At 63.2% G+C, this 21,447-nt stretch carries 22 protein-coding genes; 6 read left to right on the top strand and 16 right to left on the bottom strand.

The window, feature by feature from the left end; translation table 11 throughout:
• Positions 1-120: 120 nt before the first annotated feature.
• The 3 genes from JJ959_RS04145 to JJ959_RS04135 all read right to left on the bottom strand — a co-directional run bounded on the left by JJ959_RS04145 (position 121) and on the right by JJ959_RS04135 (position 2,498).
• The gene (locus JJ959_RS04145; RefSeq protein ID WP_292880006.1) at positions 121-663 is read right to left on the bottom strand and encodes a PAS domain-containing protein; all 543 of its coding nucleotides are present in this window, start codon (positions 661-663) and stop codon (positions 121-123) included.
• Positions 664-763: 100 nt separating this feature from the next.
• The gene (locus tag JJ959_RS04140) at positions 764-1,660 is read right to left on the bottom strand and encodes an alpha/beta hydrolase (protein WP_292880005.1); all 897 of its coding nucleotides are present in this window, start codon (positions 1,658-1,660) and stop codon (positions 764-766) included.
• Positions 1,638-2,498, bottom strand: coding sequence for an alpha/beta hydrolase (locus tag JJ959_RS04135; RefSeq protein ID WP_292880004.1), 861 nt, complete (start codon positions 2,496-2,498; stop codon positions 1,638-1,640). The genes JJ959_RS04140 and JJ959_RS04135 overlap by 23 nt, the downstream gene beginning before the upstream one ends.
• A 228-nt stretch (positions 2,499-2,726) precedes the next feature.
• On the opposite strand from JJ959_RS04135, the gene JJ959_RS04130 reads away from it, so the two are divergent.
• Positions 2,727-3,818 carry an isocitrate/isopropylmalate dehydrogenase family protein gene (locus JJ959_RS04130; RefSeq protein ID WP_292880003.1) on the top strand — a complete coding sequence of 364 codons (1,092 nt, stop codon included), beginning with the start codon at positions 2,727-2,729 and terminating at the stop codon, positions 3,816-3,818.
• Between the two features lie 34 nt (positions 3,819-3,852).
• The gene (locus tag JJ959_RS04125) at positions 3,853-4,524 is read left to right on the top strand and encodes a GntR family transcriptional regulator (RefSeq protein ID WP_292880002.1); all 672 of its coding nucleotides are present in this window, start codon (positions 3,853-3,855) and stop codon (positions 4,522-4,524) included.
• A gap of 31 nt (positions 4,525-4,555) precedes the next feature.
• Here JJ959_RS04125 and JJ959_RS04120 read toward each other — a convergent pair whose 3' ends face one another.
• Positions 4,556-5,539, bottom strand: a complete 984-nt coding sequence (locus JJ959_RS04120; protein ID WP_292880001.1) for a glucosaminidase domain-containing protein — start codon at positions 5,537-5,539, stop codon at positions 4,556-4,558.
• A 279-nt stretch (positions 5,540-5,818) separates the two neighbouring features.
• Between JJ959_RS04120 and JJ959_RS04115 the strand changes: the two genes are divergently transcribed.
• Both JJ959_RS04115 and JJ959_RS04110 read left to right on the top strand, forming a co-directional pair.
• Positions 5,819-6,217: a thiol-disulfide oxidoreductase DCC family protein gene (locus tag JJ959_RS04115; RefSeq protein WP_292880000.1), complete on the top strand. Its 399-nt coding sequence runs from the start codon at positions 5,819-5,821 to the stop codon at positions 6,215-6,217.
• On the top strand, positions 6,207-7,157 hold the full coding sequence (locus tag JJ959_RS04110) for an FAD-dependent oxidoreductase (protein WP_292879999.1): 951 nt from the start codon (positions 6,207-6,209) through the stop codon (positions 7,155-7,157). Before JJ959_RS04115 ends, JJ959_RS04110 begins: the two co-directional genes overlap by 11 nt.
• 7 nt (positions 7,158-7,164) lie before the next feature.
• Here JJ959_RS04110 and ureG read toward each other — a convergent pair whose 3' ends face one another.
• The 7 genes from ureG to JJ959_RS04075 are packed head-to-tail and all read right to left on the bottom strand — an operon-like array spanning position 7,165 to position 12,300.
• Positions 7,165-7,809 carry an urease accessory protein UreG gene (ureG, locus tag JJ959_RS04105; protein WP_292879998.1) on the bottom strand — a complete coding sequence of 215 codons (645 nt, stop codon included), beginning with the start codon at positions 7,807-7,809 and terminating at the stop codon, positions 7,165-7,167.
• Between the two features lie 11 nt (positions 7,810-7,820).
• Positions 7,821-8,531, bottom strand: coding sequence for an urease accessory UreF family protein (locus JJ959_RS04100; protein WP_292879997.1), 711 nt, complete (start codon positions 8,529-8,531; stop codon positions 7,821-7,823).
• Positions 8,494-9,042: an urease accessory protein UreE gene (ureE, locus tag JJ959_RS04095; protein ID WP_292879996.1), complete on the bottom strand. Its 549-nt coding sequence runs from the start codon at positions 9,040-9,042 to the stop codon at positions 8,494-8,496. Before ureE ends, JJ959_RS04100 begins: the two co-directional genes overlap by 38 nt.
• A gap of 7 nt (positions 9,043-9,049) precedes the next feature.
• Positions 9,050-10,762, bottom strand: a complete 1,713-nt coding sequence (ureC, locus tag JJ959_RS04090) for an urease subunit alpha (protein ID WP_292879995.1) — start codon at positions 10,760-10,762, stop codon at positions 9,050-9,052.
• A gap of 1 nt (position 10,763) precedes the next feature.
• A complete protein-coding gene (locus JJ959_RS04085; protein ID WP_292879994.1) occupies positions 10,764-11,099 on the bottom strand; it encodes an urease subunit beta in 336 nt (111 codons plus the stop codon).
• 9 nt (positions 11,100-11,108) lie between these two features.
• Positions 11,109-11,411, bottom strand: coding sequence for an urease subunit gamma (locus JJ959_RS04080; protein ID WP_193179624.1), 303 nt, complete (start codon positions 11,409-11,411; stop codon positions 11,109-11,111).
• A gap of 25 nt (positions 11,412-11,436) precedes the next feature.
• Entirely contained in the window at positions 11,437-12,300 is an 864-nt protein-coding gene (locus JJ959_RS04075; protein WP_292879993.1) for an urease accessory protein UreD, read from the bottom strand.
• Between the two features lie 326 nt (positions 12,301-12,626).
• On the opposite strand from JJ959_RS04075, the gene fabI reads away from it, so the two are divergent.
• Both fabI and JJ959_RS04065 read left to right on the top strand, forming a co-directional pair.
• Positions 12,627-13,391 carry an enoyl-ACP reductase FabI gene (gene fabI / locus JJ959_RS04070; protein ID WP_292879992.1) on the top strand — a complete coding sequence of 255 codons (765 nt, stop codon included), beginning with the start codon at positions 12,627-12,629 and terminating at the stop codon, positions 13,389-13,391.
• A 313-nt stretch (positions 13,392-13,704) separates the two neighbouring features.
• On the top strand, positions 13,705-15,582 hold the full coding sequence (locus JJ959_RS04065) for a PAS domain-containing sensor histidine kinase (RefSeq protein ID WP_292879991.1): 1,878 nt from the start codon (positions 13,705-13,707) through the stop codon (positions 15,580-15,582).
• Between the two features lie 4 nt (positions 15,583-15,586).
• Here JJ959_RS04065 and urtE read toward each other — a convergent pair whose 3' ends face one another.
• From urtE to urtA, 5 genes are all read right to left on the bottom strand, one after another.
• On the bottom strand, positions 15,587-16,282 hold the full coding sequence (gene urtE, locus JJ959_RS04060) for an urea ABC transporter ATP-binding subunit UrtE (protein ID WP_292879990.1): 696 nt from the start codon (positions 16,280-16,282) through the stop codon (positions 15,587-15,589).
• 1 nt (position 16,283) lies between these two features.
• Positions 16,284-17,048: an urea ABC transporter ATP-binding protein UrtD gene (urtD, locus tag JJ959_RS04055; protein ID WP_292879989.1), complete on the bottom strand. Its 765-nt coding sequence runs from the start codon at positions 17,046-17,048 to the stop codon at positions 16,284-16,286.
• Entirely contained in the window at positions 17,045-18,226 is a 1,182-nt protein-coding gene (urtC, locus tag JJ959_RS04050; RefSeq protein WP_292879988.1) for an urea ABC transporter permease subunit UrtC, read from the bottom strand. The genes urtD and urtC overlap by 4 nt, the downstream gene beginning before the upstream one ends.
• 4 nt (positions 18,227-18,230) lie before the next feature.
• Positions 18,231-19,889, bottom strand: a complete 1,659-nt coding sequence (gene urtB, locus JJ959_RS04045; protein ID WP_292879987.1) for an urea ABC transporter permease subunit UrtB — start codon at positions 19,887-19,889, stop codon at positions 18,231-18,233.
• 83 nt (positions 19,890-19,972) lie between these two features.
• The gene (gene urtA, locus JJ959_RS04040; protein WP_292880030.1) at positions 19,973-21,205 is read right to left on the bottom strand and encodes an urea ABC transporter substrate-binding protein; all 1,233 of its coding nucleotides are present in this window, start codon (positions 21,203-21,205) and stop codon (positions 19,973-19,975) included.
• Positions 21,206-21,447 lie beyond the last annotated feature (242 nt).

The following is a 21,447-nucleotide window of genomic DNA, read 5'->3' as shown; positions in this document are numbered from 1 at the left end:
AGTTTGGCTAACTGACGCGCACTCTCTTAAACCGAACGAACAAATTAAACCCATTTTTTCAGCATGCCGTCCTCGTGCCCCGGAATGCGAGAACGGGAAAATCTGAGAGCGACCGAAATGTCAGGGAATCTCGGTGGCGAGGAACGTCTTCATATCGGAGTTCCGGCGTTCCATCGGGCCGATCCGGTCGACCCATTTGGAGACGGTCATGCCGAGCAGACCGGTCATGGGGCCTTTCGGTGTCTCCGCGAGCGGCAGCAGAATACGCTCTCCGAACGCGAAGCGGTTCGCAGAGTTATAGACCTGCCCTTTCATGCAGACGACGCGGCCTTCCATAACAACCGGCAGCCACCGCGCGGTGACGAACTGGCGTCCCTGTTCCGACAGGATATCCCTCAACGTCAGTCCCTTGAGGTTGCCGTGTCCGAAGGTCTCGGCAATGTCCGTCCCGGCAAGCCTGTAGCGGAAAATATCGGGTTTCTCGAAATCGACCAGATAGACCAGCGGCAACAGCTGAAAGATCTCGCTCGGATCGATATCCTGCCGGCTCGGCGCGATCCGCCCCGATCTCTTGCTGCACCAATAATCGAACAACTGCAGACTCTGCGGTTCTTCGAGAAAGCCCGAGACCTGCCCCGGAAGTTTTCCCGCAGTCGCCGTCATCCTGCAATCCGAGTTACGAATTCATGGCCGGCACCGATTTCTTTTGGAAGCACCAAAGTATTCACCCCAATAATACCCTGATACGACTTATAGGGCATCCTCAGTCGGCGGCCAACAAGAATGGAAGAAGCTGTTCGAGAACGGTGCCCGGAGCCTCTTCGGGAAGAAAGTGGCCGCAGGGCGCCGGCCCGCCGGTCACCTCTCCGTCGCACCAGTTCCGCCAGGTATCGAGAGGATCCCTCGCCCCGCCCGGACCGCCAAACCCTCGAACACCGCCATAGAGGAAGAGCAACGGACAGGAGAGCCTGCGGCCCGCCTCGCGGTCATCCCTGTCATGGGCGACATCGATCGACGCGCCGGCGCGGTAGTCCTCGCAGGTCGCCTCGATCACCGCGGGGTCGCGCATTGCCTCGAGATAGAGTTGCATCGCATGCGCGTCAAAGAGGAACTCCGGCGCCGCCCATTTCCGCATCAGATAGCCGTAGAAGAAATCCGGATCGGCCCCGATCATAGTCTCCGGAACCGGCGACGGCTGTGCAAGGAATGACCAGTGGAATCCGCCGACCGCGCCGGCGAGATCCATTTTCTCCCACATATCAAGAGTCGGGATGACGTCGAGCGAACAGAACCGGGTCACCCGGTCCGGATGATCCATGCTCAGCCGGAAGCCGACCCGCGCGCCGCGATCGTGCCCGACAACGGCGAATGTCCCATGACCGAGAGCGGTCATCAGCTGCACGAGATCCTTTGCCATCGCCCGCTTGCTGTGGGCGGCATGATCATGAGACGGCGCCGGTTTCCCGCTGGCTCCGTAACCGCGAAGGTCCGGAACCACGACACGGAATCGCTCGGCAAGCGTCGGCGCGATCCTGTGCCAACACGCTCCCGTCTGAGGGAAGCCGTGAATCAGCAGCACAGGATCGCCCACGCCGGCAGTCCGAACGAAAATCTCGGTTTCCGCAACTGCTACCGTCTCAGTCTTGAATCCGTCGAACATCTGTCGCTCCGGCCGTTAGCGCGCCGCCAGCCCGCAGGCCGGCGATGAATTCCGTGACTTCGTCCAGTGTGATGTCCGGTGCCTCCAGGTGCGGTGCATGACGACACTCGGAAATCATCCGGATATCGACCTTTGCCGAAACGCGCTCGGCAACCACCCTGACCTGTGCCTCGGTCCCATACTGGTCCCCCTCGCCCTGCAGGCAGAGAACCGGGACGCGTATCGGGTCGAGGCAGCTCCGGATGTCCCAGGCCTTGAAGCCGGGATCGAGCCAGGCATCGTTCCAGCCCCGGAAGGCCGCGTCCACATTCCCGTGATATTTCGCCAGGCGGTCGCGCAGGTCACCCTCGGCATAGGCCGTCCGCGCCTCCGCGATCGCCACCAGCCCCATCTCCTCGGTAAAGAAATGCGGCGCCATAAGCACCAGTCCGCGCACCCGCGGATCGCGGACCTCGCCGCAATGGATCGCGGCGATGGAGGCTCCGTCGCTATGGCCGATCAGCACGCCCTCGCAGAAACCGATCTCGTCCAGAACCCCGGGGAGGACCGAGACCGCCTCGCGGGTCATGTAGTCGAGCGGGCGCGGCAGCGGACAGGGGTCGGAGGCTCCGTATCCGGCGCGGGAAAAGGCAAGCACGCCACATCCCGTGGCTTCGGCGAGACGCCGGGGGAAATCCCGCCAGAGCGCGACGCAGCCAAGCCCTTCATGCAGCAGAATCAGCGTCGGCGCACGGTCCGGCCGCGGCCCGATCGTGAAAGATTCAAGCTCGACCCCGCCGGCACTGAGCCGCGAGGACCCGCCGGCTTCTCGCCAGCGCGTCTTGCGCACCTCACCCATTGCCGAAAAGCGCCTTCACGACCGCGCCCCCTTCGAAAGACCATCTGGTTAAAATGGGAACACGCCTCCGCATCCGATGCAACCACCGGCAAGGCATGAGTGATTGATGCCGAAAGCAACAACGCTGTGCTGCGGCATCGGCTGTTGTTCATCCTCGACTAATCGGTCAAAAATAACGTACACATTAATGCATACATTATTTCCGACACCGGAAACGAGGATCAGATGATGAGCAACCGCGTCTACCGTATCGCCCTCTTCGACGGGGACGGGATCGGCCCGGAAATCATGGCGCCGACGCGCGTGTTGCTTGAAGATGTGTCGAAACGGATCGGACGCAAGTTCGAATTCGATTCCCTGCCCGCCGGAGCCCAGCATTTTGCCCGGACGGGAGAGTCCCTGCCCGAGGCCTCCATGGCGGCGGCCCGCGCCGCGGACGCGATCCTGCTCTCGGCGATGGGCCTGCCGGACATCCGCAAGGCGGACGGGACGGAAATCTCTCCGCAGATAGACCTGCGCTTCGCGCTCGGACTGTATGCCGGGGTCCGTCCGGTCAAGCTCTATCCAGGACAACGCACGCCGCTCGGCGATCCTCGGGTGTTCGAAACCGATTTCGTGCTGATCCGCGAATCCACGGAAGGTCTCTTCGCCCACAAGGACGAAGGTCAGGTCGTCGACGGCCAGTACGCGACCGAGACACTCCGCATAACCCGGCAGACGAGCGAGAAGCTGTTCGACTTCGCCTTCCGCCTCGCCCGGCGCCGGTCGGCGAAACGCGGCACCCCGGGACGCGTGACCTGCGTCGATAAAGCAAACGTGTTCCGCGCCTTCTGGTTCTTCCGCTCGATCTTCGAGGAACGGGCGAAAGCCTTCCCGGAGATCGCCGCCGACAGCGCCTATGTCGATGCCTTCGCCATGTGGATGGTCCAGAAACCGTGGGAGTTCGACGTCGTCGTCACCGAGAACATGTTCGGCGACATTCTCTCCGATCTCGGCGCCGGCATCATGGGAACGCTCGGCCTCGCGCCGTCGGCCGATATCGGCGACAGCAACGCGGTGTTCCAGCCCTGTCACGGCAGCGCACCCGATATCGCCGGCAAGGGCGTGGCCAATCCGCTCGCCATGTTCCTGTCCGCCGCCATGATGCTGGACTGGCTTTCGGACGAGCACGAGGACGGCGCGCTTGCGGAAGGCGCTCAGATGATCGAAAAGGCCGTGGCGGCGACACTGACGGACGCGACGGTGCTGACCCGCGATCTCGGCGGCGATGCCGGTACCTCCGAGATGTCCGAGGCCGTTCTGCGAGGAGTTGCCGCGTGACGCCCAATTTCTTGCCAGCCTTCCGATACGGACAATGACCGAAGACAACCATCCAAGCGCGGGCGCCAAGGCGTACCGCGCGATGAAGGAAATGATCCTCGACGGACGGCTGAAGCCATCCGCCTCATATCTCGAGACGGAACTCGCGGACTGGATCGGGGTGAGCCGCACGCCCGTGCGCGAGGCCGCGCTCCGCCTGGAGCGCGAGGGTCTCGTCAAGGTCCGCCCGCGCAGGGGGATCCAGGTGTTGCCGGTTTCCGCCGAGGACATGAACGAGATCTACCAGCTTCTGAGCGCATTGGAGCCTCTGGCCGCCCAACTCGCCGCCGAGAAAGGCCTGGACGAGGCGACCATGGCGGCCATGACCGAAGCGACGGAACGGATGGAAACCGCCCTCGAGGAGAACGATCTCGTGAGCTGGGCGGAGGCGGACGATGCCTTCCACGCCCTGCTCGTGGAAGCGTCGGGGAACGCACGACTGATCGAGGCAACGGCGCGCTACCGGACCCAGGTTCACCGGGCGCGCATGGCGACGCTCACCATGCGTCCGACGCCGCAGAAATCAACGGAGGATCACCGGGCATTGCTCGATTGCCTGCTCAACAGGGATCCGGAGGGCGCAAGAGCGGTCCATTACGCACATCGCTGCGCCGCCGGAGAGATGCTCACCGAACTGCTGTCCAGACATCATCTCGACAATCTCTGACTCTTTCCCCAACCGTCGCAGATAGTGGCGATCAGCCGGCCGCCCGCCAGACCGGAACCAGCTCGTACACAGTCCCGTCCGCCAGCTTGCTGCGGTCAAGAGCCGACAACCCGTTCACCGCGATAAGGTGCCGGATTTCCTTCACGTAAGCGGCGCCTCGTTCCGAGTAACGGGTCAGGGTCGCGGAGAGCGCCTTGCCTGAAAGCGGCTTGCCTTCCGACCGGGCAGAGGCGCGATGCTTTCTGAACTCGCGGTAGGCCGGATGCGTATTGAGGTTCCGTAGGTAGCTTCGGACGGAATGCAGCGGCGTACGGAATGCGGCGACCCTGTAATCTCCCTTCTCCACCCGCTGTTCCTCCGGGACCATGCCCTTCGGACCAAAGGTCCATTGTCCGAACAGGGCGTTGCCCTCCAGGGCAAAACGCGAGGTACCCCAGGCGCTTTCTATCGCCGCCTGGGCGAGAGCGAGCGAGGGCGGCACGATGTCGATACGCCGCTCCAGCGTCTGGAGCACCTGCTGCACCGGCACCACATCTCCGTCCATGGGGACATCGTATTTGGCGGCGAACCTGCGCAACTCCATCAGGTCCCCGGCGCCTGGTATCCGCGCATCGCCGATCCGCGCCTTCAGCCCCAGGAAGGCCTCCCGCTCGAATTCCATTTCCTCGTTTGCGATGAGGACAAGCGGCAGCACCATCTGAAAGAAGAGCCTCTTCTTATGCTCGACCGGCACTTCGTGCACCGTGACTTCGGCAAACCGCACGGGAACCTGCTGCAGCACCAGCCGCGGAACGTCCTGCTGTCCTGAACTCCAGGTCTCCTCGGTATAATTGAGTTCCGATTTGAGAGGCGCCAGATCGGCAAGAGCGACGAACTCGACCTTTTGAACCGGCCGTCCCTGATAGCTCCATTCCCAATCGTCTATCGGTTTGATGATCGGCGCTGTCCGATGAAACGCGCCACAGACCCCGAGCACGACAATTGCGGCGGCGAGCGCCAATGCGAAACGTCCCAATCTTTCACTCCATTCAACAGGCACTGCCTTGCAACCACGTCCCGAATCGTCAGGGTTCTGGCCGGGCCGGCGAGTAAAATACCGCAAATTAAGCCATTTCTAAGGCTCTCTAAGGCAGAGATAGGGCATTGCCGCAGAACGCACTCTGGCTTGGAAGAGAATGCAGGTTCTGCACGGGAGCGGATATGGATGCCGGGCGGCCAGTGAAGAACCCGTTGCCATTTCAATCCAGGCACACACGCGGGACGTATCCTGAGTGTGATTTGCACGAGAGGAAAAATGTATTCAGACCGCTGCCCGCCATCCGGAAACCGCGAGACGGTGTACTACGATGGCTCTTGCCCTCTTTGCAGCCGGGAAATCGCTTTTTACAGGAGCGTACGCGGCGCCGACCAAATCAACTGGCAGGATGTCAGCGCGCAGACGGATGACAGGGTTGCCGACGACCTTGGCCGATCTACGGCAATGGCACGATTTCATCTTCGCAAATCCGACGGGTCACTGGTGTCCGGGGCGGCGGCCTTCGGTCATCTTTGGGCAGCTCTTCCCGCGTTTCGACTGGTCGGCCGGGTCGCCTTGCTTCCTCCCGTTACTTTCCTGCTGGAAGGCCTCTACCGGATCTTCCTCCCGGTCCGTGGCGCCGTGATCAAATGTCTCCGTGCGCCAAATGAAGGCTGAGCCGAAGATTGCAATCGTCGGCGCCGGCATGGCCGGGCTGGCTTGCGCACGCCGTCTCACCGACGCCGGCCATAGCGTTATCCTGCTGGAGAAGAGCCGCGGGCTCGGCGGACGCCTTGCCAGCCGCCGGACGGAGTACGGCCCGATCGATCATGGGGCACGCTTCATCAAGCCCCGGACGTCGCAGTTCCAGGAATTCTTGGTTCGCTCGACGGCCAAAGGATCCGCCGCCCCTTGGGCGGTTCGCGGCGAAGCCAAAGCAGCCTGTTACGTCGGCCTGCCGTCGATGAACGGTCTGGTGAAACCGCTGGCAGCCGGGATCGAAATCCGGCTGCAGTCTCGCGTCACGGGTATTGCGCGAAGCGACAGAGGCTGGCAACTCGAGAGCGAGGACGGCGCCCTTCAGATCGGTTTCCAGCATGTCGTGTTCGCAGTACCGGCCCCCCAGGCTTTCGATCTGCTTGGCGATCTGAGAGGTCCATTCACAGAGCTTGATGAGGCCAGAATGTCGCCTTGCTGGGCCTATCTCGCGAGCTTTGAAGGCCGGCTGGAGGGATTGGATGATCTTCCAGAGGTTGGAGACCGCCGTATCGATTGGCTCGCGCGCGATAGCGCCAAGCCCGGGCGGAAGCGCAGCGACGAAAGATGGATTTTGCACGCCAATGCGGAGTGGAGCCGGGACCGGCTGGACCTCTCATGGGAGGCCGCGCTCGCCGAACTCCGCGATGTCTTCGCATCGGCCGTCGGACAGGCGCCGCCGCAACCGCTCTATGAGGCGGCGCATCGTTGGCGCTATGCCCTGACGGAGCGGGCGCTCGGGAAGCCGTTCGTCAGCGATGCAGGTGGAACATTGTTCGCCTGCGGCGACTGGTGCCTCGGCGCTTCCGCCGAAGACGCATTTCAAAGCGGAACGGCCGTTGCCGAAGCAATTCTTGGGTGATTACCGGTCACGCGCCGTCGCCGCACCGAGCGCGAACGAAGCCGGTCTCAAGCCCGCCCTTCTCGCGAATGAAGGCCGCAATCTCGGCAACCCCCTGGCCGTTCTTAAGCTGTGTGAAGACGAACGGACGCTCCCCGCGCTGCCGCTTCGTGTCCTCGGCCATGACATCAAGGTTGGCCCCGACCAGCGGCGCGAGATCGGTCTTGTTGATCACCAGCAGGTCGGAGCGTGTGATCCCCGGACCTCCCTTGCGCGGAATCTTCTCGCCCGCGGCGACGTCGATCACATAGATCGTCAGGTCCGCCAGCTCGGGGCTGAAGGTCGCCGCGAGATTGTCCCCGCCGGATTCGATCAGGGCGAGTTCGGCCGTCGGAAAGGCGCCGACCATCGTGTCGATGGCGGCGAGATTGATCGAGGCATCCTCGCGGATCGCCGTGTGCGGGCAGCCGCCGGTCTCCACGCCCATGATGCGCTCGGCCGCGATGGCGCCGGTCCTCGTGAGGATCTTCTGATCCTCCTTGGTGTAGATATCGTTTGTGATGACGAACATGTCCGTGGTCTTGCTCATCTCCCGGCACAGCATCTCGCAGAGCGCGGTCTTGCCCGAACCCACCGGCCCGCCGATCCCGACCCGAAGCGGTCCCGTTGCCATCTTTTCCTCCTTCACGATCTGAACAGCCGGCCGTCCATGGCCTCGTGCTGCAGTGAACTCCATTCCGCCATCAGCGCGGCGCTCCCGATATCGTCGATGCCGCTCCCGCTACTTTCCCGCCAGACGCTGTCCACCACCTGCTCCAGCGCCGCGACGGCCCGCTGACCGTCGGTCTGCCCGAGCGGAACCGCACGCACCGCCGCCGAGACGAGATTGTGCACAAAAGCCTGCAGGAAAAGCGGGCCGGCGAGATCCGGGGAGATGCCCGCGGCAGCGATCACCGTTCCATAAGCGATCGGCAGCGATGGCGATGGCGGCAAGTCGACCCGCCGGATCTCCGGCCAGGCTGCAGACACCGTCTTCAGGAAGGCTGCGCCTTGCGCTGTCGCCTCCAGACGGAGTTCCGAGGTCGGGATCAGCGCCAGCGAGAACTCCGAAAGCTGCGCCAGCCCCTCCGCATCATCTTCCAATGCCAGACGACTGGCTTCCGAAAGCAGGATCGCGTCATTACGTCCCGTGCCGAAACCAAGCAGGCCTCCGATCCAGTCCGTCAGCGTCTCCGCGTCCAGGACCAGACCGCTCTCGATCGCCCCCTCGACACCATGGCTGTAACTGTAGGCACCGATCGGAAAGGATGGGGACAGCCAGGATTGCAGGCGCAGCAGGTCCAGAGTATCCCCGCCGTCAGTCATGGTGATGACTGTGGGAATGGCTGTGACCATGTTCGTGCCCGTGATCGTGTCCGTCCGCATGGCCGTGCCCGGCCCCATGACCGTAGGCGCCGCCTTCGGGCTGAAACGGCTGCTCGCACTCCGTCACGGTCGCGCCCAATCCCCGCAACATATCGGCGATGACATGATCCGGGCGAAGCAGGATCTCCGTCTCCGAAATTTGCGCCGGCAGGTGCCGGTTGCCGATATGCCAGGCGAGACGCAGCAGATGATGCGGCGAGGCCGCCTGCACTCTCATCACCGGCTCCGGCGCGGCGGCGACCCGTACCCAGCCACTGCCGTCCTCCAGCTCCAGACCGTCCCCGTCCGACAACGCAACGGCGCGCGGCAGGTCGAGGAGCACGGAAGCCCCCTCGTCCGTCTCGAGACGGATGCGCCGGCGGTGACGGTCGTCAAAGGCAAGCGTCACCTGTCCGATCTGTTTCGTCCGGTCCCAATGTCCCGCGGTTGCCTGCGCGACGGCTCGTCCAAGGTCCGGTGTCACTGTCCTGGTCTCTGCCACGCGTCCCTCAATACATGAAATAGCGCTGCGCCATCGGTAGCTCGGTGGCCGGCTCGCAGGTCAGCAGCTCGCCGTCGGCCCTGACCTCGTAGGTTTCGGGATCGACCTCGATATCCGGCGTCGCGTCGTTCAGGATCATCGACTTCTTGGTGATCCCCGCCCGCGTGTTGCGCACCGGCAGAACCTCCTTCTGCAATCCGAACCGCGCCGCCACGCTGTCCTCGATCGCGGCATCGCTGACGAAGGTGACCGAGCTCTTGTGCAGGGAGCGCCCGTAGCTTCCGAACATCGGCCGATAGTGCTGCGGCTGTGGCGTCGGGATCGAGGCGTTCGGATCGCCCATGATCGAGGCGGCGATGGTGCCGCATTTCAGCACCATGTCCGGCTTCACCCCGAAGAAGGCGGGCGACCAGATCACCAGATCGGCGAGCTTGCCGACCTCGATGGAACCGACATGGGCGTCGATGCCCTGCGCGATGGCCGGGTTGATGGTGTATTTGGCGATATAGCGCCGGGCGCGGAAATTGTCGTTATTCCCCTTTTCCTGCGGTAGCCGGCCGAACTGGGTCTTCATCTTGTGGGCGGTCTGCCAGGTGCGGATCAGCACCTCGCCGACCCGGCCCATGGCCTGGCTGTCGGAAGCGATGATCGAGAAAGCGCCGCGGTCGTGCAGGATGTCTTCCGCCGCGATGGTCTCCCGCCGGATCCGGCTTTCCGCGAAGGCAACGTCCTCCGGAATGCTCTTGGAGAGGTGATGGCAGACCATGAGCATGTCGAGATGCTCGTCGATCGTGTTCACCGTGAAGGGCCGCGTCGGGTTGGTCGAGGACGGGATGACGTTGTCGAGGCCGCAGACCTTGATGATGTCCGGCGCATGGCCGCCGCCCGCGCCCTCGGTGTGGAACGCGTGGATGGTGCGGCCCTTGAAGGCGTTCACCGTGTTCTCGACGAAGCCGGACTCGTTCAGCGTGTCGGTATGGATCAGCACCTGGACGTCCATCTCGTCAGCGACCGAGAGGCAGGTGTCGATCGCCGCCGGCGTGGTGCCCCAATCCTCATGCAGCTTCAGACCGCAAGCCCCGGCACGGATCTGCTCCCGCAGTCCCTCCGGCTGGCTCGCATTGCCCTTGCCGAAGAAGCCGAGATTCATCGGGAAGGCCTCGGCCGCCTGCAGCATCCGCTCCATGTGCCAGGGGCCGGGCGTGCAGGTCGTCGCGTTAGTGCCGGTTGCCGGCCCGGTGCCGCCGCCCATCATCGTGGTAACGCCCGAATTCAGCGCCTCGTCGATCTGCTGCGGACAGATGAAATGGATATGCACGTCGATGCCGCCGGCCGTGACGATCTTGCCCTCGCCCGCGATGGCCTCCGTGCCCGGTCCGACGATGATGTTCACGCCGCTCTGCACGTCCGGATTGCCGGCCTTTCCGATGGCGAAGATGCGACCATCCTTGATACCGATATCGGCTTTCACCACGCCCCAGTGATCGAGGATCAGCGCGTTGGTGATCACCGTGTCGACGGCGCCGTCGGCGCGCGAGACCTGTGACTGGCCCATGCCGTCGCGGATCACCTTGCCGCCGCCGAACTTCACTTCCTCGCCGTAGAAGGTCCGGTCCTCCTCGACCTCGATGATCAGGTCGGTATCGGCGAGCCGCACCTTGTCGCCCACGGTCGGGCCGAACATGCCCGCATAATCCTGCCGCGAAATCCTGTATGGCATGTCAGGCGCCCTCCCCGGACTCTTGCGTGGCGTCCAGCGGCCCCATGACCGCCTGATTGAAGCCGTAGACTTTGCGTTCGCCCTGGAACGGAACGAGGTCGACCGTCCGTGTCTGTCCCGGCTCGAAGCGAACCGCGGTACCTGACGGGATGTCGAGCCGCCGGCCGCGCGCCGCCGCCCGGTCGAAGGACAGGCCCGGATTGGTCTCCGCGAAATGATAGTGCGAGCCGACCTGCACCGGCCGGTCGCCGGAATTCGCGACCTCGATGGTGATGGCGTCGGCGCCCTCGTTCAGAACGATCTCGCCCTCGGCAGCGATGATTTCCCCTGGGATCATGGTGCCCTCCTAGCGGATCGGGTCGTGGACGGTGACCAGCTTGGTCCCGTCCGGAAAGGTGGCCTCGACCTGGACCTCGTGGATCATCTCCGCGATCCCGTCCATCACGTCGGACCGCTTCACCACAGTCGCGCCGGCCGCCATCAGATCGGCGACGGAACGGCCGTCGCGCGCGCCCTCGACCACATAGTCCGTGATCAGCGCGATCGCCTCCGGATAATTGAGCTTAACGCCCCGCTCCAGCCGGCCGCGCGCGACCATGGCCGCGAGCGAGACCATCAGCTTGTCCTTTTCCCTCGGTGTCAGATTCACCTCAGCCTCCCCTCCGAAAGCCCGTTCAAATTCGCCATATAACCGGCAACCGCTCCGGCCGGCCGAGCCAGCGCGCCCGGGCCCTGCTCCAGAATCCCCCGACCGCCTCCCGCAGCCGCATGGCATCGCCGCCGAGCCAGCGCATCGCCAGCAGATGATCATCGATGGCAGTCACGCCCGCGCGGACGCCCGGGCCGCATTCCGCCAAGGTCTCTCGCGCCCATTCCAGATCTCCGGCCGCATCCGCCCGGGCGAACAGCGCCGTCGCGAACGAGGACACGCCGCGCATCGCCGAGGCCGGTCCGGCGGCTGCGGCCGCATCACGGAGATCGAAACGGTCGGCCCAGATCAGCTTGCCGTCACGTCTCATATCCCAATGTTCGCGGTAGCGTCCGGTCGAAACCGTCTCGCCCATCGCCGTCCGTCCGAGAACCGAGATCGCGCCCGCCAGAAGCGTCGCACTGCCAGCCAGTTCGAATTGCACGGACTGGCGGAAGATCGCGCGATCGAAAAGGATCGTACCCTGGGGCAACCATTCGAGTACCGCCCCGTCGCCAAGCCTGAATGTCAGACGATTTTCCGCCTCGGCCCCGGTCGAGCGATAGACCTTCTCGGCAGCCTGCGCAGCCACGGAAAGACGCGCGCCGGCTCCAACGTCGATCGCGGTTTCATAGCTGTCTCCGCCGACGATCCCGCCGGAGAGATTGGCGATCACCGCCGTCAGCGCCTCGCCGACGCCCGGCTTCGGGGTCAGGATGCGCAGCGGCTGGGCGAAATAGAGTTCCGCGACCGCGGACCGTCCCTCGGCACACGCGACGGAAAGACGCGCGGCCCCACGGGTCGTCGTTCGCAAACCCTCTGCGGACGCAACTGGAACGGCGATATTCACGAACGCCTTTCCCTATCCGCTACGGCCATGATGTCCCCGCACCTGCTGCAAACGCAGCGCCTCCATTTTTGCTCTTAACGGCAAGCTCCGTGCCAAACCGGCACCACAGGGGAAATCAAAGCGTACCCGCAAAAAACCTGCAACCGCCGCGCAATTCGGCCACGCTTATCGCCCAAGCCAAGGGCAACTTGCCGCAAGATGCTTAATAGTTAGGCACCCCACCTGCCCTGACGGAGAGACCTCACGACCTTTGTTACAAAGAACGTCACTTTACATATTTGTGCGCCGCATCATAATTTCGCATATGCAGCATTCGAGGTCCGGCGATGTTCTCTCTGGAAGGTACGACCGCGCTGATCATTGGCATTGCGAATGACCAGTCCATTGCCTGGGGATGCGCGAAAGCGCTGAAGGAGCGCGGAGCGGCGCTCGCCGTCACCTATCTCAACGAGAAAGCCGCGCCTCACGTCCGCCCGCTTGCCGAACGGCTCGAGGCAGAGATCTTCTTGCCGCTGGACGTGCGCGACGACGACCAGATGGACCGGCTCTTCGAGGAAATCGGCAACCGCTGGGGCCAGCTCGACACGTTGCTGCATTCCATCGCCTTCTGCCCGAAGGACGATCTGCACGGCCGGGTCATCGATTGCTCGGAAGACGGTTTTGCGACCGCAATGGATGTCTCGGTGCATTCCTTCCTGCGTCTGATCCGGCGTTCCGAACCGCTGATGAAGGATGGCGGGACCTGCATGACGGTGTCCTTTTACGGCGCGGACCGTGTCGTCGATCACTACAACATCATGGGCCCGGTCAAGGCGGCACTGGAATCGGCGACGCGTTATGCTGCCGCGGAGCTCGGCCCGAAAGGCATCTCTGTGCATGCCCTTTCCCCGGGCCCTCTCAGGACCCGCGCTGCGTCCGGCATCGATTACTTCGACGAGTTGATGAATGCAGCCGCGGAACGCGCACCAACCCATCGCCTCGCGACGATTGACGATGTCGGCGCTTTCGCGACCTTTCTCGCCAGCCGCGAAGCGGCCAACGTGACCGGCGGCATCCACTACATAGACGGCGGCTATAGCGTCGTCGCATGAGGTTCCTGCAAAACCTGGATTGCCCTGATTCGGTTTGACAATCTCGCCTCCGCATTGGTCAAAATGTCGCCGAAAGAGCCCATGGCCGAAATTCCGGCCAAAGCCAGAAACGTATTGTTTACAATTGTTCCCGCACGGTAACCGCCGTGTCCTTTCAAAGAGTTGCGGCAAAGGAGCATGCTCTGTCCCGGACATCGGACCATAATCAAAAAGAAGGCTATTCCATCTTGGACGGGGGCACCGTGACAGAGCGCGACGGGACAACACGCCGTTCGGTATTTCCGGCCCCACGCCTGCCGGAAGCATAAGGCGCATGGAAGCGAGTTCCGAGCAGCCTCAGAGCGTCAGCGTCCATCTCGCGAGGCTTGTGATTTTCTCTGCGGTGGTCCTTGGGCTGATCGTCGGCACACTCGAAGTGACGCTCGAGTACAAGAAACTCCGCACGACACTCTTCGAACATTCCGAGCAGGTCGCGAAAGCTTTCGAGGATATTGCCGCACGCGCCGCCGCAAACCGAGACAGGTCTCTCGCGGAGGAAGTCGCAACCGGACTGCTCGAATTCAAATCGATTGCTTCGGTCGAAGTGAGCGACGAAACAGGCACCGTCCTGGCCTGGAAGGAGTGCGGACAGGTCGAAGCTTTCGGAAGCTGGCTACCGTTCGAGATTCCGTCCGCGCAGCATACAATTCTTCTCGAACTCTCGACGCCTTCGAGCGGCGGTGAGGCCAAGGGTTACCTGAAGGTAACGGCATCATCCGCGCAAGCGACACAGATCTGGGCCAGCCAGCTCGGAATGGTTCTGATCAGCGTGCTATTCGGCACCGCCCTTCTCGCCGGAACGCTGCTGTTCATCACGCATCTCTATGTCAGCCGTCCGATGCTGCGCCTCGCCGAAGCGTTTCGCCGCCTCGACGTCAGCGACCCGAAGAACAGCCCCTTGCCGGATCCGGAAATGTTCCGGTTCCGCGAGTTCCGCGAGATCGCCGAAAACGGCGTCCGACTGATGCGCGACATCAAGCGGAACTCGGAAGTCCGGGACCTGACGGCGAATGAGCTTTACCGCAGCCAGAAACGGCTCCAGGACTTCGCCGAAATCTCGTCCGACTGGTTCTGGGAATCGGACCGTGACGGCGGCATCACCTATATCTCGCCAAGCTTCACAAAGACCCTGAATAAGAAGACAGGCGAGGTCTATGGACGGACAATTGCTCAGACCACGGCCGAGCCCGTCAATACGCCAAAATGGCACAAGCTCGGGGAAATCCAGCGCCAGCGCCGTCAGTTCAGGGACTTCCGATACGACATGGCAATCCAGCCGGGCGAGGTGAAGACGGTCAGCATCAACGGGCGCCCCTTCTACGACGAAGACGGCACATTTATCGGCTATCGCGGCACAGGCGCCGACGTCACCAACGAGCGGCTGATCGCCGAGGCCCGCAACGAAGCCCTGCAGCGGGCAGAACAGGCGAGCCGCGCCAAGTCCGAATTCCTGGCGACCATGAGCCACGAGTTCCGCACGCCACTGAACGCGATCATCGGCTTCAGTTCCCTGCTCTCGATGCCGGAGCTTCTGAAAGCCGGCGTCGACCGCGTCACGGAATACTCCACCGCCATCAACGATAGCGGCCAGCACATGCTGGCGCTCGTGAACGATATTCTCGACATCTCCGCGATCGAGGCCGGCAAACGCGTTCTGACTCTCGAGGAAGTCGAGATCGACGGTTTGCTCTCACACAGCCTTTCGCAGATCGAAAGTCAGGCCGGCGCCAAGAGCATCTCACTCATCGTCGAGCAGAACGCACAGGTCGGCACGATGGTTTCGGACGAGAGATCCGTGCGGCAGATCTTGCTTAACCTGCTCTCCAACGCAGTGAAATTCACCCCGAGCGGAGGGGAGATTCGCGTCACCGTCGACGAGATCGGAAAAGACATCGTATTCCGCGTCGCGGATAACGGCATCGGCATTCCAAGCGACCGGCTGCCGACCATCGCGGAACCCTTTTCGCATTCGGCGATCCACCCCCATGTCGCCAAGGAGGGTACCGGTCTCGGCCTGTCGATCGTCCGTTCCCTCGCGGTGCTTCTCGACGGAGGATTCACGATCGAGAGCGAAGTCGGGACCGGAACGACCGTAACCGTTCGCCTGCCGAAGAACGGTAGCGGCGCATCCGGCGAAGTTCAGACTGCCTAAGTATCTAAACGGTCAAATGCCCGCGCACGTCCGCCTCGGACAATGCGGACTTGGCGCCGGCCAGAACGATCTCTCCGCGGTCCATCACCGCGATTTCGTCGGCGAGATGCTGGGCGAATTCGAAATACTGCTCGACCAGAATGACCGCCATGTCGCCGCGCGAGGCGAGCAGCGCGATGATGCGCTCGATATCCTTGATGATCGAGGGCTGGATCCCTTCCGTCGGCTCGTCCAGCACCAGCAGGCTTGGCCGCAGAACCAGTGCACGGGCGATGGCGAGCTGCTGCTGCTGGCCGCCCGAGAGATCGCCGCCGCGCCGCTTCATCATCTGCTTGAGCACGGGGAAGAGCTCGAAGATCTCGTCCGGAATCGAGCGTTCTGAACGCTTGAGCGCGGCGTAGCCGGTCTTCAGATTCTCCTCGACCGTCAGCAACGGAAAGATCTCCCGCCCCTGCGGAACGAAAGCGACACCTGCCGCCGCGCGCTTGTGAACCGGCAGGGAGAGCAGGTCGATATCGTCCCAGGTGATGCTCCCCGCGCTCGGATTTTCGAGCCCGGTGACGGCGCGCATCAGGCTGGTCTTGCCGACGCCGTTGCGGCCGAGCACACAGGTGATCTTGCCGCGCTCGGCCACCAGATCGATGCCGCGCAATGCGTGGCTCGCGCCGTAATGCAGGTGCAGTCCCGATACCTTCAGCATCTCAGCGCCCCAGATAGACTTCGATCACACGCGGATCGTTCTGCACCTGATCCATCGCCCCCTCGGCGAGGACCGATCCTTCATGCAGGACGGTCACCTTGACGCCGAGCGCATGGACAAAGGCCATGTCGTGCTCGACCACGACGATCGAGCGCTCGCCCTGGAGGTCGCGCAGCAACTCCACCGTGCCTTCGGTTTCCTGATCGGTCATGCCCGCCACCGGCTCGTCGAGGAACAGCAGTTCCGGGTCCTGTACCAGCAGCATGCCGATCTCGAGCCACTGCTTCTGGCCATGCGAAAGCTGGCCCGCGAGCCGGCCCTTCTGTTCGGTCAGACCGATACGCTCCAGTGTCGCGTCGATCTTGTCCCGGCGCTCCCCGTCGAGCCGGTCGAAGAGACAGGCGAAAGGCCGCCGGTCCGACTTGATGGCAAGCTCAAGATTGTCGAACACGGTGTGATTCTCGAACACGCTCGGGCGCTGGAACTTGCGGCCTATGCCGAGGGCGACGACCGCCGCCTCGTCCCGCTTGCCGAGGTCGATGTCGCCCTTGAAGATCACCCGCCCCTCGTCCGGCTTTGTCTTGCCGGTGATGACATCCATCATCGTCGTCTTGCCGGCGCCGTTCGGTCCGATGATCGCGCGCATCTCGCCCGGATCAACCGTGAAGCTCAGATTGTTCAGCGCCTTGAAACCGTCGAAGCTGACGGTGACGCCGTCGACATAGAGCTGGGATTCTGCGTAGGAGGCCTTGCCGGTGACCGTCATTCTCCCGCCTCCTTCGCAAGCGGCCGTGTCGGTGTCGCGGCGCTTCGGGCGCCCGCCTTCGCCTTCAGCCAGTCGATCGCTCCGGGAAGGCTGCCGACGAGGCCTTTCGGGAAGAACAGGGTGACGGCGATGAACATGGCGCCGAGGGCGAAAAGCCAGATCTCGGGGATCAGGCCGGTGAGCACGGTCTTGGCGTAATTGACCAGCACGCCGCCCGCGATGGCGCCGTAGAGCGTCCCGCGGCCGCCGATGGCGACCCAGATCACCGCTTCGATGGAGTTTGCAGGCGCGAACTCGCCCGGATTGATGATGCCGACCTGCGGCACGTAGAGCGCGCCCGCGAGCCCCGCGATCATCGCAGAGAGCACGAAGACGAAGAGCTTGAAATTCTCCACCCGGTAACCGAGGAAGCGGACCCGCGGCTCATCGTCCCGGATCGCCGCGATGAGACGGCCGAGCTTGGAGGCAACGATGGCGCGGCACAGCAGATAACAACCGCCAAGCGCGATGCAGGTCGCTGCCAGAAGCGCCGCCCGCGTGGTGTCCGCCTGCAGGTCGAAGCCGAGCAGATCCTTGAAGTCGGTCAGCCCGTTATTGCCGCCAAACCCCATGTCGTTGCGGAAGAAGGCGAGCATCAGGGCGTAGGTCATTGCCTGGGTGATGATCGAGAGATAGACCCCGCTGACCCGGGAGCGGAAGGCGAGCCAGCCGAAGACAAAGGCCAGAAGCCCCGGAACGAAGAGCGCCATCACCATGGCGAACGGGAAGAGATCGAAGCCGTACCAGTACCAGGGCAGCTCTTTCCAGTTCAGGAACACCATGAAGTCCGGCAGCTCGGCATTGCCATAGACGCCGCGGTCACCGATCTGCCGCATCAGGTACATCCCCATGGCGTATCCGCCGAGGGCGAAGAAGGCGCCGTGGCCCAGGCTGAGAATGCCGCAGAAGCCCCAGATCAGATCGATCGAGAGCGCCAGCATGGCGAAGCAGAGATACTTGCCGAGCAGGCTGACGAGATAGGTCGGCACGTGCAGGGCCGATCCGGGGGCCTGCGTCAGGTTCAGCAGCGGGACCAGGATCGCGATCGCAGCAAGGATGGTAAGCAGAATGACGCTCGCCAAGCGCCCCTTTCCGGGCGCCTGCGGTTGCGGCGCGGTGAGACGTTGCAGCAGGGACATCTGATCAGCTCTCCACTGCGCGGCCGCGCAGGGCGAAGAGGCCCCGCGGGCGTTTCTGGATAAAGAGGATGATGGCGACCAGCACCAGGATCTTGCCGAGCACCGCGCCGGCCCAGGGCTCCAGCAGTTTGTTCACCACGCCGAGCGACATCGCGCCGGCAAAGGCACCCCAGAGATTGCCGACCCCGCCGAACACCACGACCATGAAGCTGTCGACGATATAGGCCTGCCCGAGGTTGGGGCTGACATTGTCGATCTGGCTGAGCGCAACGCCAGCGATCCCGGCGATGCCGGAGCCAAGGCCGAAGGTCATCGCGTCGACCCGGCCGGTCGGAATGCCCATCGCCCGCGCCATCTCGCGGTTCTGCGTCACGGCGCGCATCTGCAGGCCGAAGGCGGTCTTCTTGAGCACCAGCAGCACCGCGCAGAGCACGCAGAAGGAGAAGAGGATGATGTAGAGGCGGTTGTAGGTCAGGGTGATGCCGGCAACGGATTCCATCGCGCCCTGCATCCATTCGGGCGAGCCGACCTCGCGGTTGGTCGGGCCGAAGATCGAGCGCACGGTCTGCTGCAGGATCAGGCTGATCCCCCAGGTCGCCAGCAGCGTTTCCAGAGGCCGGCCATAGAGAAAACGGATGCAGCCGCGCTCCATGGCGACCCCGACGAGCGCGGAGACCAGGAACGCCGCCGGAAGCGCGACCGCAAGCGACCAGCCGAACAGTTCGGGCGCGGCGGAGCGGAAGCCTTCCTGAATCACGAAGGTGGTGTAGGCGCCAAGCATGACCATCTCGCCATGCGCCATGTTGATGACCCCCATCACACCGAAGGTAATGGCGAGCCCCATGGCAGCAAGCAGCAGGACCGAGCCGAGGCTGATGCCCTGGTAGAGGTGCTCCACCGTGCGCCACATGCGCAGCCGGCTTTCCATCGACGCCAGGGTTTCCTCTGCGGCTCCACGTACATTCTCGTCCGGCTCCCGCCAGACATCGCCGTCCTTCAGCAACAGCCGGGACAGCATGACTCGGCTCTCCGGATCCGTCCGGTCGGAGAGCGCCTGGACCCCTGAAAGCCGCACCTCGGCGCTTTCCGATTGCAGCTTGATCGACGCCTCGGCCAACTGCAGCGCGTTGAGCACGGCGGCATCCTGTTCCTTCGCAAGCGCCTGCTCCAGCAGGGGCAGCATCGTCTGGTCGCTCGATTTGAGCAGTCCATCGGCCGCTTCGAGCCTCCGCTGCGGATCCGGGCTCATCAAGGTCAGCGCCCCCATCGAGGCTTTGACCGAGGACCTGAGGGAATTGTTCGTCGTCACCCGCGATACATCGCGAGAGCCGACGACCCCGAGTTCCTCTCCTGTTACCGGATCGAGCAGCATCAGGCCGCCGCTCGCCTTGCGTCCGATGACGACCTTTTCGTCGCTCTTGCGGGTATAGAGATCGCGCTCGACCAGGGCCTCAAGAATGGTGACCACTTCCGGCGCACCGGTCGCGATCATGCGCTGGACCACCTCATCCTTCTTCGGGAGCGGTGCCGCGCCGAGTTCGGCGACGAGGCTCTCCAAGTCTTCGGCCGCCTGCACGGCGATCGGCGCCAGCAGCGCCATCGCTGTGAAGAGGACCATCAGGAAGCCGAAACGGAAACGGCCAGACCTGCGGCATGCGGGCATGACGATACCCTTCCCAAAAAGCTGCGCGCGCGTTGGAGGAGTGCCGGAGCGCGGCCGACTTCAGCCGCGCTCCGGAGCAGAGATTATTGCGCGGCGAAGCGCGGCTTCTCGCAGTTGCCGCAGACCCACGGATAGGTCCAGTCGGCGGTCAGCTTGGCGCTTTCCGGGATAAAGTCGGACCAGGCATCACCAACCACCACGTCGTCGGTGGCCGAGACGATCTCGAACTGGCCGTCCTCCAGAATTTCGCCGATCAGCACCGGCTTGGAAAGGTGATGGTTCGTGTTCATCACCGCGGTGCCGCCGGTCAGGTTCTTCACCTTCTGGCCGTACATCGCCTGGCGAACCGCATCGACGTCGGTGGTGCCGGCCTGCTCGACCGCCTGCACCCACATCTTGAAGCCGATATAGTGGGCTTCCATCGGGTCGTTGGTCACGCGCTTCTCGTCCTTGATGAAAGCGTGCCAGGTCTTGATGAACTCGGCGTTCTCCGGCGTGTCGACGGACATGAAGTAGTTCCACGCAGCCAGATGACCGACCAGCGGGCCGGTATCGAGACCGGCGAGCTCTTCCTCACCGACGGAGAAGGCGACGACCGGGATGTCCTCGGCCTTGATGCCCTGGTTGGCCAGTTCCTTGTAGAACGGCACGTTGGCATCGCCGTTGATGGTGGAGACGACCGCCGTCTTCTTGCCCTGGCTGGCAAATTCCTTCACCTGGGCGACGATGGTCTGCCAGTCGGAGTGACCGAACGGCGTGTAGTTTTCCATGATGTCGGCATCGGCGATGCCTTTTGCGTTCAGGTAGGAGCGCAGGATCTTGTTGGTCGTGCGCGGATAGACGTAGTCAGTGCCGAGCAGGACGATGCGCTTGGCTTCGCCGCCTTCGGCGCCGAGCAGGTAATCGACCGCCGGGATCGCCTGCTGGTTCGGCGCCGCGCCGGTATAGAATACGTTCCGTGAAGACTCTTCGCCCTCATACTGCACCGGATAGAACAGCATCCCGTTCAGTTCCTCGAAGACCGGCAGCACCGACTTTCGGGAGACCGAGGTCCAGCAGCCAAACGTGACCGCGACGCCTTCTTTCGAAATCAGCTCGCGCGCCTTTTCGGCGAAGAGCGGCCAGTCGGAGGCAGGGTCGACGACGACCGGCTCAAGCTTCTTGCCGAGCACGCCGCCCTTTTTGTTCTGATCCTCGATCAGCATCAGCATGACGTCTTTCAGCGTGGTCTCGCTGATCGCCATGGTTCCGGAGAGCGAATGCAGAACGCCAACCTTGATGGTGTCCTGTGCCTGTGCCGCGCCCGTGCCGGCCATTGCGGCAACCCCAAGGGCCGCGGCCGCGAGGGCGCCTTTCCATTTTGTGAGCTTCCCCATTGATTAGTTCTCCCAAGTCCAGGGTTGTTGTTGCACCGCACAAGAGATAGCAAGCGCTGTGCCATGCTGGCCGGACTTCAGGAACTCGCAGTAAAAGTGATTTTTTTCAGCACTCTAATCGGAAATCTTGAGGCAATTTTCAGCAGGTGCTTCGCGCAAAGACCACAAATTTTTGCACCAAT

This window comes from Nisaea sp., assembly GCF_017640745.1.
Classification (GTDB): Bacteria; Pseudomonadota; Alphaproteobacteria; order Thalassobaculales; family Thalassobaculaceae; genus Nisaea.
This window is presented reverse-complemented; position numbering and strand designations above follow the sequence as displayed.